The organism is Chryseobacterium joostei (assembly GCF_003815775.1).
GTDB lineage: Bacteria > Bacteroidota > Bacteroidia > Flavobacteriales > Weeksellaceae > Chryseobacterium > Chryseobacterium joostei.
Window position 1 is genome coordinate 570,326 of record NZ_CP033926.1, and the last position, 14,790, is coordinate 585,115.

Consider the following 14,790-nt stretch of genomic DNA (forward strand, 5'->3'; position numbering starts at 1 on the left):
TACAGTAAAATGAAAAAAAAGAGCTCAAGTTTATCTATGTTATTTTTAAAATAAAAGGAGCTGGTATTTTATCTTAAAAAACTATGCTAGCTCCCGATTACATACAATCAAATAGTAGTGCCTAAAAAACGCAATACAATGGTAACTAATTGATTTGTAGTTATTAAAAAATCTGCAAAGATTAAAATAATATGGGTGTTTTTAAAATAAAAAGAGTTGTTATTTTAAGCTACATTAAGAAAGTAGCTATATCTGGCACAGTTGTAAATGACATTGAAAAAAGAATGTCAGAGTTTACTAAATTGATAATTAATAATGTAGAAATTCCAATAACAGAAATTAATGAAATGCTTATTGATAACACTTCTTATATATAGCGTTTACGTATGATTTAGACATGTTAGATGTCATTTTATTACAAGATATTATGAAATTTCAAGAGGGATACGAGCTTAAAATACTTTAAAATTACTTGTGATTAAATAATGCACTAAATCTTAAAAACTATAAAAAGAGCAGGACATAATCCCGCTCTTTTTTTATTAAGTATTTGAGGGTGATTATTTTTATCTTTCAATCAGAATATTCCTTACAACACTTTGTCCATCTGCCTTTAAAATTCCAAGATATACACCATTTTCTAATGTGGAAACATTAATTTTTGTTTCATTATCTACCTTAAGCAAAGACCTCCCAGTTAAGTTGGTAATTTCAAAGCTGAAATTTTTAGCCTTAAGATCAGATAGCTCAATATTGAGAAGGTTATTTGCTGGGTTGGGGTAAAACTTTACCGATTCCAGTGTATTGGTAGATGCCGTTTTATTTGCTGTCAGGGTAACAGATGCAGTGGCAAAATGTTGTAAAGCTCCCACAGTAGCTTTTCCGATTTTATAAACATACACCGGATCTACATTGGCAAAAGTATCCTTGGAAGTGTGAGGGTAGTTGCTTCTTATTCTTTCAAAAAATCCGGTGATAACCTCACCTTTCTGTTCAAAAGGAATATAATCCGTATCCTCAGCAGGATCCACTTCAGTGAGTAGAGTAGAGTAAAGCGCAGTGCAGTTTCTAAGCTGTTGTGTTACAGAAGCAGAAGCAGCATTGTTGCTGGAAAGTCCTCCCATATCTTCATCACAATACACCGTATTATTGTTATTGCCTTTTACACCTCCTACTTGATCAAGATTAAAGACCATTTTAATATCCAATTTACGTACGCCTCCCTGATATACAACATTATTAACGTAATGACTGCTTCCTATCAACCCTTGTTCCTCACCAGAAAAGTGAATGAATTTGATAGAATACTCTGTAGGTACATTTTTCAAGATTCTGGCTGCCTCTAAAATAATAGAAGTTCCACTGCCATTATCATTCACTCCAGGACCATTAATCGTATCAAAATGCCCACAAATAATTACATACTTATTAGGGTAAAGTGTTCCGGTTTTTGTAATAATAAGATTTTTGGAAGTAGCTGACCCATAGGTAAAAGGACTTTCTTCAATTTGGCTGGTAGTATATCCGTAAGAGATATATTTATTTTTAATCCAGTTTAAGGCATTATTATTGGCAACTGTTCCGGTTTTTTTTATCCCAAAACTACCGAAATCCTGAAGATTTGCTGTAATGTTAGCTTGGGTTACCATATCAGCCCTGTCTTTATAAGTCTGGATAAAAGATTGTGCTACCATGCCCTGAATCATTAATGAAGTGCATAATAATGTGGTAAATTTTTTCATATTATTTATTTTAGTTTGGTATTGCGAATGTAGTAATTAAATCACAATAAAGTGTTTAATATTTTATGGATAACATAAATTTTTAACAATAAAACAGGAAAAGAGTTGATTGATAAATAGATAAAGTATTGATTTTTAATTATTCTCTATAAGAACAAAAAAGTCTCTGAATTTCTTCAAAGACTTATATTATTAAAAAAATATTAAGAATAAACTTATTTAGCTACAAGAACTTTTCTTACCACAGTCTGATCTCCAGCCTTTAGAATCCCTACATAAGCACCATTTTCAAGACTCGAAACGTCAATTTTTGTTTCATTTGAGGCCTTAAATAAAGAACGTCCCTGAAAATCTGTAATCTCAAAACTAAAGTTTTTCACTTTAGAGTTAGGAAATTCAATATTTATGACATTCTTTACAGGGTTAGGGTAGATGTTTACGCTTTCTAATGAATTTTTTGAAATTACTTCATGGGTACCTAATGTACCTGTCGCAACTGCAAAATGCTGCAAGGCTCCCACGGAAGCTTTGCCAATGTTGTAAATGTATACCGGATCCGTATTGGCAAAAGTATCATTAGCAGTATGGGGAAGGTTACTTCTTATTCTTTCAAAAAAACCTGTGATAACTTCACCTTTCTGTTCAAAAGGGATATAATCTGTGTCCGCTGCAGGATCAACTTCTGTCTGAAGAGGTGAATATAGGGCTGTACAATTTCTTAATTGCTGAGTGACAGCAACAGATGCAGCATTGTTACTTTGGAGGCCTCCCTGATCTTCATCACAATAAACAATTGTATTATTGGCGCTATTGCTCATTTTTCCGCCTACCTGATCTAGGTTGAAGACCAATTTAATATCCATAACACGGGAATTTCCCTGATAGGCAACGGTGTTGGCATAGTGATAGCTGCCTTTTAAACTTTGTTCTTCTCCTGAAAAATGGATAAACTTGATGGAATATTCTGTAGGAACCGTTCTAAGAATTCTTGCTGCTTCTAACATGATAGTCGTTCCACTACCATTATCATTGACCCCTGGGCCATTTATGGTGTCAAAATGCCCACAGATAATCACATACTTGTTGGGATAAACCGTACCTGTTTTAGTAATAACAAGGTTCTTGGAGCTAACCCCTGAAAAGCTAAATGGATCCTCTGCAATTTGATCAGCAGTGTATCCATAAGAAAGATATTTGTTTTTTAGCCAATTCAAAGCATTGGCATTTTCCTGAGAACCGGTTGTTTTTACTCCAAAACCGGCAAATTGCTGCAGATTGGTGATGATATCCGTTTGAGAAACAGCATCAGCTCTGTCTTTATAAGCTTGAATAAAAGTCTGTGCATTAATGCTTTGTGCTATCATAGAGGTTAATAAGAAAGCAGCGATTTTTGTCATTATTGATTATATTTCAGAATTGCTAATATAATAATTAATAGACAAATAAAGTAAATACTTTAAATAGAAAATGAGGTTTTAATTGTTTTATCAATAAATATATAAGTTGTTATGTTGTTTATTAATATGTTATTTTAAAATTTATTAATTAACGGAGATTTATTAATTTTTTACATATTATTGGCTTTCTGAATGATGTTTTTACTTTAAAACAATTCCCAGATGATATCGAAGGTTTAGGAAATAAAAAATCCCGGGCAAAACCCGGGACTTATATTGATAACAAATACTATTCTACATTATTTTACTTGATCTACAACAGCTTTGAAAGCTTCAGGGTGATTCATTGCTAAATCTGCTAAAACTTTTCTGTTAAGTTCGATGTTGTTCTTTTTAAGAGCTCCCATAAATTGAGAGTAAGACATTCCGTGCTCTCTAGTTCCCGCGTTGATACGAGTGATCCAAAGTGATCTGAAATTTCTCTTCTTCTCTTTTCTACCACGGTAAGCATATTGCATTGCTTTTTCTACCGCGTTTTTAGCTACAGTCCAAACGTTCTTTCTTCTACCGAAAAAACCTTTAGCTTGCTTAAAAATTTTCTTTCTGCGAGCTCTTGAAGCTACGGCATTTACTGATCTTGGCATAATTTAAATTGTTTTTTTTGAAAAGGGCGGTAACTGTTGTTACTCTTTATTAGCACCGTTTCAGGGTTAAATTGTTGAATTTGTTTTGAATTCTTATAAACCGAATATAGATTTATAAAAACTACTTAATTGCTAATTGACGTTGAACGCTTTTTTCGTCCACTTTAGCTACGTAAGAAGTAGTAGTAAGATTTCTCTTCTGCTTAGTTTCTTTCTTAGTTAAGATGTGGCTTTTGTAAGCATTTTTTCTTTTGATCTTACCAGAACCAGTAAGAGCAAAACGCTTTTTAGCACCTGATTTCGTTTTTAATTTTGGCATTGTTTTGCTTTTTTATTGTTTTTGTTATCAATATCTGTTTTGGTTACCCCTAAGGACATTAGGAATAATAGTGTGCAAAGATACAAAAAAAATCAATTCAAACTTCCATAATCTTCGATTTTATCATGTCTGTATAAAAACTGTCTCTGTAAACAAGCAGCTATTGTTTTTGATTATTTTAAGAATATTCATTAAATCTTACCGGTTTTATTAGTGCTTTCCATTCATTATTACTTTCCGAATAATTTTTAGTATAATATTATAATCTATTCATAATAAGTCTATTAGATGATTTTTTACTTTCTCTGGATTGAGGGCTGAGTCTTTAAGTAGAAAAGCCACATCTTACACAATGTGGCTTTGAAATAGTATATAATGTAAAGATTATGATTTGAAGAATGCCAAAAGATCTTTATTGATTGTTTCAGCTTCTGTAGTGGGCATTCCATGTGGAAAACCGGGATAAGAAATTAGTTTACCGTTTTTAAGTAGAGTAGCAGCCACTTTACCTGTTGTTTCAAAAGGAACAATTTGATCATCTTCACCATGCATCACCAATACGGGTACATCCACACTTTTAAGGTCTTCTGTGAAATCTGTTTCAGAAAAAGCTTTTACGCAATCATAATGAGCCTTAATGGAACCGTTCATGCCTTGTCTCCACCAGTTTCTTTGAACCCCTTCAGAAACATTGGCTCCCTCTCTATTGTACCCATAAAAAGGAAATGTGATATCAATAAAGAATTGTGACCTGTGCTTTGCAGTATTATTTCGGATATCATCAAAAACTGAAATTGGGACTCCATTTGGATTATTTTCATTCTGAACCATGATAGGGGTGACTGCACTTACCAAAACAGCCTTTGCAACTCTTCCGTTACCATGTTTTGCTACATATCTTATCACTTCGCCACCACCTGTAGAGTGCCCGACATGGATCACATCCTTTAAATCTAAGGCTTCTACAATTTCTGCAACATCAGAAGCATAGGTGTCCATATTATGGCCGTAAGGGGTCTGTTCTGATCTTCCATGTCCTCTTCTGTCGTGGGCGATAACCCTGTAACCTTGTTCCAGAAAGAAAAATAGCTGGGCATCCCAATCATCACTTGATAATGGCCATCCGTGGTGAAAAAATAGGGTTTGTCCTTTCCCCCAATCTTTGTAATAGATTTCTGTTCCGTCCTTTAATGTAAGTGTACTCATAGGTCTTTTTTTTTATTATTAATAAACTGATTTGATTATTATAACAAATGTATGACGAAACTTTTTGATACGAATTGATGTAGGGTAATATAAATAAAAAACCTCAAAGTAATTTGAGGTTTTATATTTAAAATAATGACTTAATTATTTTGCTGGTTTTTTAGGACTCATCATCATAATCATCCTTTTTCCTTCAAGCTTAGGAAGCTGATCTACTTTCCCAACATGCTCTAGTTCCTGAGCTAGTTTTAAAAGCAAGATTTCCCCCTGATCCTTAAAGATAATCGAACGTCCTTTAAAAAATACGTAGGTCTTTAATTTAGAACCTTCTTCAAGGAATTTTTCAGCATGCTTTTTCTTAAATTCATAATCATGGTCGTCAGTCTGAGGTCCGAAACGGATCTCCTTTACTACCACTTTTACTTGCTTAGCCTTAAGTTCCTTTTGTTTTTTCTTTTGCTCATATAAGAATTTTTTATATTCTAATATTCTAGCAATAAAAGGTTCTGCTTTATCAGAAATTACTACTAAGTCCAATTCTTGTTCCGCAGCAATTTGTCTTGCTTTGTCAATTGGGTAAATTCCTGGCTCTACGTTATCGCCCACCAAACGAAGCTCTCTCACACGAATTTTATCGTTGATCAAGTGTAAGTCCTCCTGTACAGGACGTCTTTGTGGGCCCCTGTTGTTAAATCTTTGTGCTATTGTATTATAATTTTATTGGTTAATTTTCTATTTATTAAAACATTTAAAAATCAAATGATTAAAAGACTCCTTTACCCTAGGGAATTTTTGTTTTTTAATCTTTAATAATTAAATCGCGGCTTCCTTTTTGAAGTGCGTTACGAAATCTTCCAGTTTCATCACTCCAAGATCTCCTTCACCACGTCTTCTTACAGAAATCGTGCCTTCATTTTCTTCATTTTCTCCTACTACAAGCATGAAAGGAATTTTATTTAATTCAGCATCACGGATCTTCTTACCTGTCTTCTCGTTTCTGTCATCAATCTGACCGCTAATATCGTGATTTTCCAAAAATTGTGAAACTTTTTTTGAATAATCTACATATTTTTCACTGATCGGTAGAATAATAAACTGATCAGGGCTTAACCACAATGGAAAATCTCCTGCAGTATTTTCAAGCAAGATAGCGATGAAGCGCTCCATAGAACCAAATGGCGCTCTGTGGATCATTACCGGTCTGTGCTTTTCGTTATCATTACCGATATAGTGAAGATCAAATCTTTCCGGCAGGTTATAATCCACCTGAATCGTTCCTAGCTGCCATTTTCTTCCTAATGCATCTTTTACCATAAAGTCAAGCTTAGGACCATAGAATGCTGCTTCTCCGTATTCAACAACTGTTTTTAAACCTTTTTTCTGAGCTGCATTGATAATTGCATTCTCGGCTTTTTCCCAGTTTTCATCAGATCCGATATACTTTTCTCTGTTTTCAGGATCTCTTAATGATACCTGAGTAACAAAATCTTCAAAACCTAAAGATTTGAAAACATACAGCGTTAAGTCGATCACTTTTTCAAACTCTTCAGAAAGCTGATCTGGAGTACAGAAAAGGTGAGCGTCATCCTGAGTAAATCCACGAACTCTTGTTAATCCGTGAAGCTCTCCACTTTGCTCATATCTGTAAACAGTACCAAATTCTGCATATCTTTTTGGTAAATCTCTGTAGCTCCATTGTGAAGTCTTGTAGATCTCACAGTGGTGCGGACAGTTCATTGGCTTCAACAAAAATTCTTCTCCCTCATTTGGAGTTTTGATTGGCTGGAAGCTGTCTGCTCCATATTTATCCCAGTGTCCGGAAGTTACATACAATTCTTTTGCCCCGATATGTGGTGACATTACGAATTCATAACCTCCTTTTTTCTGAGCATCTGAAAGGAAATTTTCTAATTTTCTTCTTAAAGCAGTACCTTTTGGTAACCAAAGTGGTAAACCAGCACCTACTTTTTCAGAGAATGCGAATATTCCAAGCTCTTTACCTAGTTTTCTGTGATCTCTTCTTTTTGCTTCTTCCAGTCTTTCAAGATATTCAGTAAGATCTTTCTGTTTAGGGAAAGAAATACCATATACTCTTGTCAGCTGAGGATTCTTTTCGTTTCCTCTCCAATAAGCTCCTGCTGCATTTAAGATCTTAACCGCTTTTACAATTCCTGTATTAGGAATATGTCCTCCACGGCATAGGTCTGTAAAGTTATCATGCGTTACAAAAGTGATTTCTCCATCATTAAGATTAGTGATCAATTCTACCTTGTAAGGATTGTCTGCATATGTTTTTAAAGCATCTTCTTTAGAAACCGGATACAAAGAAAAAGTAGAACCTTTCTTTGCGTTTTCAAGGATCTTCTTTTCAATCTTCTCGAAATCTTTTTCAGATAAGCTTTCATCCCCGAAGTCTACATCATAGTAGAATCCGCTTTCAATGGCTGGACCAATCGTCAACTTAGCATTAGGATAAAACTCAAGGATAGCCTGCGCCAAAAGGTGGGCAGAAGAATGCCAGAAAGCTTTCTTTCCAAGATCATCATTCCAGGTTAAAAGTTGTACCGTAGAATCCGTGGTTATAGGGGTGGTCGTCTCTACTTGTGTACCGTTAACAATTGCGGAAATGGTATTTCTAGCCAATCCCTCGCTTATCGATTTTGCCACATCTAGAGGAGTAACTGCTCCTTCGAATTCTTTGACACTACTGTCTGGAAGTGTAATTTTTATCATTGTTTACTAAGAAATTTTAAGAGGCAAAAATACGCATTTTTTAGATAAAATACTATATTAGCATATATTTAGAATGATAATTAATATAAAAATGGAAAAGATACTGGTTGTTTTTGTCTCGCTGAGTTCCGTATTTGGTTTTTCACAACAAAATACATCCAGATTTTCTGTTAATTACAACAAAAACATTGAAACCTACTTCCTCGCAGAAATCCTTTCGGCAGAACACCGCAAAAACAATAAAGATTTTGAATTTTATAAAATAAAAGAGTGTTCTGAATACCAGCCAATTGTAAAGCAAGCGTTATCGAAATATAAAGGATTGAAAAACTCAGATATTGCTGTATCTACGGCTAAAATTAATGATATTTTGCTGGAAAAATATGGTTCAGGAAATGATATTCTGATGAAACCATTGTTATATCATAAGGAATTTCCCTCCACGGAATGGATCAACAATTATCAATATAGCAGCAACAATCTGACGAAAGAACAGAACGAAGAAATTACACAATTAATCAAAAATTATCTCTCAGAACTTTCAAAATTTTACATTCAGGAGAATATTGAACAGTTTTTTACCGAAAATAAAAGCTTTTACAATGGCGGAATAAAAGAATACAGCAAACAGATTCCTGCAGGATTTATCAATGCCATGGAGCTGTTTTATGGTGAAAGCTTTAATACCTATACCATTCTTATTTCACCCATGATGATGTGGCCCATTGAAGATAATGAGGGAAGAGGAATTGGTACAGACATCGTTTTAAAATCGGGAGCTAAGGATATCTATGAAATTGCAAGCCCGTTTATGAAGGTTCAGAAAGAGGGAGAGTTTGGGTATGATAACCAGTTTCAGGCAAGATTTCTAAGCATTCATGAATTTGGACACTCGTTCGTTAATAAGGAAGTATACAAACACAAGGATAAGCTCGAAAAATTCGAGAACTTGTTTGAAGCTTCAAAATTAAAGGAAACAATGATCAAAACAGGCGGCTATGGCGATTATCAAACGTGTGTTGCTGAGCATCTTGTGAGATTGGGTGAAATTCAGACTGCAATAATTCAAAAAGATTTTGAAAGGGCTAAGAGGCTGGAAGCTTATCATTTAAAAAATAATTTTATTTTTCTTCCCCAATTAGATGAAAAATTGAAAGAATATAATTCCAATAGAAAAAAATATAAAACATTTGGAGACTTTGTTCCTCAATTGCTAGAGGTTTTTGAAAATAGCAGCATTGAATTTATCAATAATGCATTGACAATGGACAAGGAATAAAAACCATAAATTGCACCTAACTATGAATACAATAAACATTGATCTACACTGTGATCTACTATACCATTTACTAAGAACAAATTCAACCATTGATGATAAAGAAATAGGCTGTTCATTACCTTATTTAAAAGAGGGAAACGTAAAACTTCAGGTGATGGCTATCTATTCTGGAACAGGCACAGATAGTACTGTTTATGGGTTAGAGCAAAGCAAATTATATTCAAATTTGATCAAAAATGAAAACTTTTTTCTCTTTGATCATGAGAATTATAAAAATCCAGAAAATAAAAATCGGGTAGGAGTTATTGCTTCCATTGAAAATGCTTCTTCTTTTTGTGATGAAACTGAAGGTCTTGAATCAGGCTTCAAAAAGCTGGAGACCATTATTGAGAACACCCAGAAAGTTCTTTATATAGGAATTACCCATCATTTGGAAAACCGTTTTGGAGGCGGAAATAATGCTGAAGCAGGTTTAAAGGAGGATGGAAAGGTATTAATCGATTATATTGCGGATAAAAAAATTGCCATTGATCTGGCTCATACCAGTGATCAGTTAGCCTATGATATTTTCACTTATATTGATCAACGAAATTACTCAATACCCATTCTGGCAAGCCATTCCAATTACAGAACAATCTATAAAAACAACAGGAATTTACCTGATGAATTAGCTAAAGAAGTGATTAAAAGAAAAGGATTGATTGGTCTCAACTTTATCAAGGATTATATTGATGTTGAACATCCTGAACGACTTTATGAGCATATCCAATATGGACTAGATTTGGGTGGGAAAGATTGTATTGCCTACGGGGCAGATTATTTCTACTGGAAAGACCATCCTGACAAATCACGTCACCCTTTCTTCTTTCCCGAACATTCCAATGCTTCCGTATATCCTGCAATTAACAACGAGATTGAAAAGAGGTTTTCCTCTGAATTGGCAGAAAAAATCAGTCATGGAAATGCGTTGAATTTTATAGAGAATATCTATAAGTAAAACTTGCGTTTAGAATATTTAAGATCATTTATTCTCTCGCAGATTTAGCAAATCAGGCAGATTTTTTATGTGTATCTGTGAAATCAGCTCAATCTGCGAGAGATTAATATTAAAATAAATTCTTTGTTTTTAATGTTCAATTTTACATTAAATAAAATACCGTAACTTATTTTAGAATAAATATTTATTACATTATATTTAATGTTTTCTTTTATACCTTACTTTCTGTTTGATAATCTCAATTACGTCCACATTCTGAGCCTTAGATTTGATCCATCCATGAATATCAATATAAAATAATGAACGTCTGTAGTATTCATTATTAGAGAATTCTTCAAGCTTTTTATCAAACATTTCAAATGCATTCTGCCTTTGATCCGGCAGTTGATTATTCAGATTTTTAAAAAACTGAATACTTTCAAAATGAAACTCCTCAGGCTTTTTCATTTTTTTAGCAAACTTAAGCGTGGAAGTGATAAACTCATCATAGTCTTCATCATTTCCGGATTCATATTTTGACATTAAAATCAGAATTCGGGTATGAAACAGCAAGTCTTCCTGTACATTGCCTTTCGATTCAATGACACGCATAGAGTAGTCGATGGCTTTCTTATACATTTTACTCCCAAAAAACATAGCGGCCATTTTAAGATAAAGGATCATAAAATGATGCTCATCAATCCTTTCCCGAAGTTTTTCCATTTTCAGTTCAATCTCGGGAATAAGCTTTGTTCCTGTGAAAAACTCACCCTTTACAAAATGAATATTCATTAATGTATTGTAGTGTGTCAAAAAAATAAGAGATTGAAGGTTTTCATTTTGGGCAAAATTTTCGGCATTAACCATTTTGTTGAAATTTTCAAAATTCTCCTCAAGAATATCAATGTTTCCATACAGGAAAAGGATTTTTAAAAGGTAGGTATTTCCTTTGATGTACCAAACAGGATGGCTATGGATCATTTCAGGAGTTTTATGAAATAAATCCACCCATTGATAGGCGTATTTCAGGGTATATTTATAATCCTGCAGAAGCTGGTTTTTCCAGACATGAGCCTTGAAATACCAAAGTTTTTCAGTGAAATTCAATCTGTCAAATCTGATATTTTTAATCTGAGCATTAAAAACTTCCAGAATCTCTTCTCGGTCTACATCGTTTTTTACATAGCCATGAGTTAGCATTTCACTGTATAATTTCAGAGAAAGGTTGGAGAGTTTTGTGGTATAACGATTCTGCTTGCTGAGTTCCTGAGATTGTCTGATTAGCTCTTCAGCTCTTCCCTCAATACTTCTTGTAATGAATTGAGATTCAATCACTTTTTCAAGGTCAATAATTTCAGAGGCAATACTCTTTTCGTCAAGCTCCATTGCCGTTTGTTTGGTTTTATCAAGAATTTTTAAGGCTTGCTTATAAAGTCCTTTTTGGTACAGAATGTTCGCGAAATCAAGCTGTTCCCGAAGCTGGATTCTATAATTCTGATGACTTGGATTCATCCGGAGGCTTACCAGAATTTGTTTGTAAAGGTGTGCTTTTAAATTGGAAAGCTGCTGTTTTGTAGATATTTTTTTGTCAATGATAATGGTTTCATCATATTCTTTCATCTTATCCATTTCAGAAAAAAGGAGCAAAAATTTGGCATCTACATTAATACCGAGACGGTTAACATATAACTTAAACTGTCGTTTCTCGGAGGTGGTCAATGACTTTACCAATACAAACAAAAAATCTTTCTGCAATTCTGCCATTGTAAATTTTGGGAATTTAAATAATTAATTATCAAACAGATAAATCTATTCTTTCAACTCTTGAATATTGTAATTTTCAGGGAAATTGAAAATTTAAAAATATTGCAAGCTGTAGTTTTGAACCAAAATTAAGTAAAAAACTTCATTTATGAATTCTGAAAAAATTGAAATTTTTGATACCACACTGCGAGATGGGGAACAGGTTCCGGGATGTAAACTGAATACGGAACAGAAACTGACTATTGCTGAAAGGCTAGATGAACTAGGGGTTGATATCATTGAAGCAGGATTTCCAATTTCCAGCCCTGGAGACTTTGAATCTGTTTCTGAAATTTCAAAACTGGTAAGAAATGCAAAGGTATGCGGACTTACAAGAGCGAATAAAAAAGATATTGATACGGCCGCGGAAGCTTTAAGGTTTGCAAAAAAACCAAGAATACATACAGGAATCGGAACTTCTGATTCTCACATCAAGTATAAATTCAATTCAACAAGAGAAAATATTATTGAACGTGCTGCTGAAGCAGTACGATATGCCAAGGGATATGTAGAAGATGTAGAGTTTTACGCTGAAGATGCCGGTAGAACAGATAATGCTTATCTGGCTCAGGTATGTGAAGCCGTAATAAAAGCAGGAGCTACGGTTCTAAATATTCCGGATACTACAGGATACTGTCTTCCGGAGGAATATGGGCAGAAAATTAAATATCTGAGAGAAAATGTAAAGGGAATTGAAAAAGCGGTTTTATCATGCCATTGTCACAATGATTTGGGCTTGGCAACAGCAAATTCCATTGCCGGAGCCATCAACGGAGCTCGTCAAATAGAATGTACCATCAACGGATTGGGAGAAAGAGCCGGAAATACAGCCTTAGAGGAAGTGGTGATGATTCTGAAGCAGCATAAAGATTTAAATCTGCATACTGCTGTCAATTCAAGAATGTTGAATGAGGTCAGTACAATGGTTTCTGATCTTATGGGGATGTCTGTACAACCCAATAAAGCAATTGTGGGAGCTAATGCATTTGCCCACAGTTCCGGGATTCATCAGGATGGGGTAATTAAAAACAGAGAAACTTATGAAATTATTGATCCTGCGGAAGTGGGTGTAAATGCCTCTACCATTATCCTTACGGCAAGAAGTGGACGTTCAGCATTGGCATATCGTTTTAAACACATTGGCTATGATGTAACAAAGAATGAGCTTGATTATCTGTATCAGGAATTCTTAAAGATAGCAGACCTTAAGAAAGAAATAGACAATGATGATCTTGCCCTGATCATGGAAGTCTGCAGTAGAAAAATAGTATAGGTTTGATTTAATTCAAGATAAAGTAAAAAATGAACGACGATAAAAAGACACTTTTTGATAAGGTTTGGGATGCTCATGTAGTGGACACGGTGCCTGACGGACCACAAATTATTTATATAGATAAACACCTGATTCATGAAGTAACAAGCCCACAAGCCTTTGCAGAACTTGAATCCAGAGACTTGAAAATATTCCGACCGGAGCAGATTGTAGCAACAGCTGATCATAATGTGCCAACACTTCATCAGGAGCAGCCCATTCGGGATGAATTATCAAGAAACCAGGTTCAGCAACTCACAGAAAATTGTGAGAAAAATAATATTGAATTATTTGGGCTAGGTCACCAATATCAAGGAATTGTGCACATTATTGCGCCTGAACTTGGTATTACACAACCGGGTATGAGTATAGTTTGCGGCGATAGCCATACTTCTACACATGGAGCATTTGGAGCCATTGCATTTGGAATTGGAACCAGCCAGGTTGCTCAGGTTTTTGCCAGCCAATGTCTATTGCTCAACAAGCCAAAATCTATGAGAATTACAGTGAATGGTAAGCTCAATGAAAATGTTCAGCCTAAGGACGTTATTCTTTATATCATTTCAAAAATAGGAACAGATGGCGGAACGGGATACTTCTGTGAATACGCAGGAAGTGTATTCGAGGAGATGTCTATGGAAGGAAGGATGACTGTCTGTAACATGAGTATTGAAATGGGAGCCAGAGGGGGAATGATTGCCCCTGATGAAACTACTTTTGAATATGTGCAAGGACGAAAGTTTGCTCCAAAAGGAGAAGATTGGGATGAAAAAGTAGCCTATTGGAACACATTGAAGACTGACAAGGGAGCTATTTTTGATAAGGAACTGTCTTTCGATGCTTCAGAAATTTACCCAATGATTACCTATGGAACAAATCCTGGAATGGGAATTTCAATACATGAGGTTATTCCTTCACCACAAAGCGAATCTGAAGCAAAAGCCTTACAGTATATGGGGTTGCAGGCAGGGCAGGCTCTTTCCAGTATCAAAGTAAATTATGTATTCATAGGAAGCTGTACCAATGCAAGAATAGAAGACTTCCGTTCTGCTGCTCAATATATTAAAGGAAAAAGTAAGTCAGAAGCTGTAAAAGCATTGATTGTTCCCGGCTCTCAGCAGGTTGTAAAGCAAATTTATGAAGAAGGATTAGACAAAATCTTTAATGAAGCCGGATTCCAAATCCGTCAGCCTGGTTGTTCTGCTTGTCTGGCTATGAATGATGATAAAATTCCTGAAGGAGAATATTGTGTGTCTACTTCTAACAGAAACTTTGAAGGAAGACAGGGGCAGGGAGCAAGAACCATTTTGGCAAGTCCGCTTACAGCAGCAAAGGCAGCAATAGAAGGTAGAATTTCAGCCTTTGAAAACTTAAACTAG

At 34.7% G+C, this 14,790-nt stretch carries 13 protein-coding genes; 5 read left to right on the forward strand and 8 right to left on the reverse strand.

The annotated features are described in order from the left end of the window. The first annotated feature begins 191 nt into the window (after positions 1 to 191). Entirely contained in the window at positions 192 to 377 is a 186-nt protein-coding gene (locus EG359_RS02690) for a hypothetical protein (RefSeq protein WP_076352031.1), read from the forward strand. 189 nt (positions 378 to 566) lie between these two features. On the opposite strand, the gene EG359_RS02695 is transcribed toward EG359_RS02690, so the two are convergent. The 7 genes from EG359_RS02695 to thrS form a co-directional block, all read right to left on the reverse strand. Next, positions 567 to 1,742, reverse strand: coding sequence for a M28 family peptidase (locus tag EG359_RS02695; RefSeq protein WP_076352030.1), 1,176 nt, complete (start codon positions 1,740 to 1,742; stop codon positions 567 to 569). A gap of 215 nt (positions 1,743 to 1,957) precedes the next feature. Then, positions 1,958 to 3,139 (reverse strand): M28 family peptidase, encoded by a 1,182-nt coding sequence (locus EG359_RS02700; protein ID WP_076352029.1) that lies wholly within the window; start codon positions 3,137 to 3,139, stop codon positions 1,958 to 1,960. Between the two features lie 299 nt (positions 3,140 to 3,438). Next, the gene (rplT, locus tag EG359_RS02705) at positions 3,439 to 3,783 is read right to left on the reverse strand and encodes a 50S ribosomal protein L20 (RefSeq protein WP_076352028.1); all 345 of its coding nucleotides are present in this window, start codon (positions 3,781 to 3,783) and stop codon (positions 3,439 to 3,441) included. Positions 3,784 to 3,904: 121 nt separating this feature from the next. Further along, positions 3,905 to 4,102, reverse strand: a complete 198-nt coding sequence (gene rpmI / locus EG359_RS02710; protein WP_002979658.1) for a 50S ribosomal protein L35 — start codon at positions 4,100 to 4,102, stop codon at positions 3,905 to 3,907. Between the two features lie 384 nt (positions 4,103 to 4,486). Then, on the reverse strand, positions 4,487 to 5,308 hold the full coding sequence (locus EG359_RS02715; protein WP_076352027.1) for an alpha/beta fold hydrolase: 822 nt from the start codon (positions 5,306 to 5,308) through the stop codon (positions 4,487 to 4,489). A gap of 144 nt (positions 5,309 to 5,452) precedes the next feature. Further along, positions 5,453 to 5,953: a translation initiation factor IF-3 gene (gene infC / locus EG359_RS02720; RefSeq protein WP_172625635.1), complete on the reverse strand. Its 501-nt coding sequence runs from the start codon at positions 5,951 to 5,953 to the stop codon at positions 5,453 to 5,455. Between the two features lie 168 nt (positions 5,954 to 6,121). Then, positions 6,122 to 8,041: a threonine--tRNA ligase gene (thrS, locus tag EG359_RS02725; protein ID WP_076352025.1), complete on the reverse strand. Its 1,920-nt coding sequence runs from the start codon at positions 8,039 to 8,041 to the stop codon at positions 6,122 to 6,124. Positions 8,042 to 8,132: 91 nt separating this feature from the next. Between thrS and EG359_RS02730 the strand changes: the two genes are divergently transcribed. After that, a complete protein-coding gene (locus EG359_RS02730) occupies positions 8,133 to 9,320 on the forward strand; it encodes a DUF4932 domain-containing protein (RefSeq protein WP_164463037.1) in 1,188 nt (395 codons plus the stop codon). Positions 9,321 to 9,342: 22 nt separating this feature from the next. Then, a complete protein-coding gene (locus EG359_RS02735; protein ID WP_076352023.1) occupies positions 9,343 to 10,317 on the forward strand; it encodes a dipeptidase in 975 nt (324 codons plus the stop codon). 198 nt (positions 10,318 to 10,515) lie between these two features. On the opposite strand, the gene EG359_RS02740 is transcribed toward EG359_RS02735, so the two are convergent. Next, the gene (locus tag EG359_RS02740; RefSeq protein ID WP_076352022.1) at positions 10,516 to 12,060 is read right to left on the reverse strand and encodes a hypothetical protein; all 1,545 of its coding nucleotides are present in this window, start codon (positions 12,058 to 12,060) and stop codon (positions 10,516 to 10,518) included. Positions 12,061 to 12,208: 148 nt separating this feature from the next. On the opposite strand from EG359_RS02740, the gene EG359_RS02745 reads away from it, so the two are divergent. Further along, a complete protein-coding gene (locus tag EG359_RS02745) occupies positions 12,209 to 13,372 on the forward strand; it encodes a 2-isopropylmalate synthase (protein ID WP_076352021.1) in 1,164 nt (387 codons plus the stop codon). A gap of 29 nt (positions 13,373 to 13,401) precedes the next feature. Further along, positions 13,402 to 14,790 (forward strand): 3-isopropylmalate dehydratase large subunit, encoded by a 1,389-nt coding sequence (gene leuC, locus EG359_RS02750; protein WP_076352020.1) that lies wholly within the window; start codon positions 13,402 to 13,404, stop codon positions 14,788 to 14,790.

What these genes read in the sequence shown, in the direction of transcription:
- EG359_RS02695 (WP_076352030.1), bottom strand. Translation starts at nt 1,742, where the DNA reads ATGAAAAAATTTACCACATTATTATGCACTTCATTAATGATTCAGGGC.
- EG359_RS02715 (WP_076352027.1), bottom strand. Translation starts at nt 5,308, where the DNA reads ATGAGTACACTTACATTAAAGGACGGAACAGAAATCTATTACAAAGAT.
- EG359_RS02730 (WP_164463037.1), top strand. Translation starts at nt 8,133, where the DNA reads ATGGAAAAGATACTGGTTGTTTTTGTCTCGCTGAGTTCCGTATTTGGT.
- rpmI (WP_002979658.1), bottom strand. Translation starts at nt 4,102, where the DNA reads ATGCCAAAATTAAAAACGAAATCAGGTGCTAAAAAGCGTTTTGCTCTT.
- EG359_RS02740 (WP_076352022.1), bottom strand. Translation starts at nt 12,060, where the DNA reads ATGGCAGAATTGCAGAAAGATTTTTTGTTTGTATTGGTAAAGTCATTG.
- EG359_RS02700 (WP_076352029.1), bottom strand. Translation starts at nt 3,139, where the DNA reads ATGACAAAAATCGCTGCTTTCTTATTAACCTCTATGATAGCACAAAGC.
- EG359_RS02735 (WP_076352023.1), top strand. Translation starts at nt 9,343, where the DNA reads ATGAATACAATAAACATTGATCTACACTGTGATCTACTATACCATTTA.
- EG359_RS02745 (WP_076352021.1), top strand. Translation starts at nt 12,209, where the DNA reads ATGAATTCTGAAAAAATTGAAATTTTTGATACCACACTGCGAGATGGG.
- thrS (WP_076352025.1), bottom strand. Translation starts at nt 8,041, where the DNA reads ATGATAAAAATTACACTTCCAGACAGTAGTGTCAAAGAATTCGAAGGA.
- EG359_RS02690 (WP_076352031.1), top strand. Translation starts at nt 192, where the DNA reads ATGGGTGTTTTTAAAATAAAAAGAGTTGTTATTTTAAGCTACATTAAG.
- leuC (WP_076352020.1), top strand. Translation starts at nt 13,402, where the DNA reads ATGAACGACGATAAAAAGACACTTTTTGATAAGGTTTGGGATGCTCAT.
- rplT (WP_076352028.1), bottom strand. Translation starts at nt 3,783, where the DNA reads ATGCCAAGATCAGTAAATGCCGTAGCTTCAAGAGCTCGCAGAAAGAAA.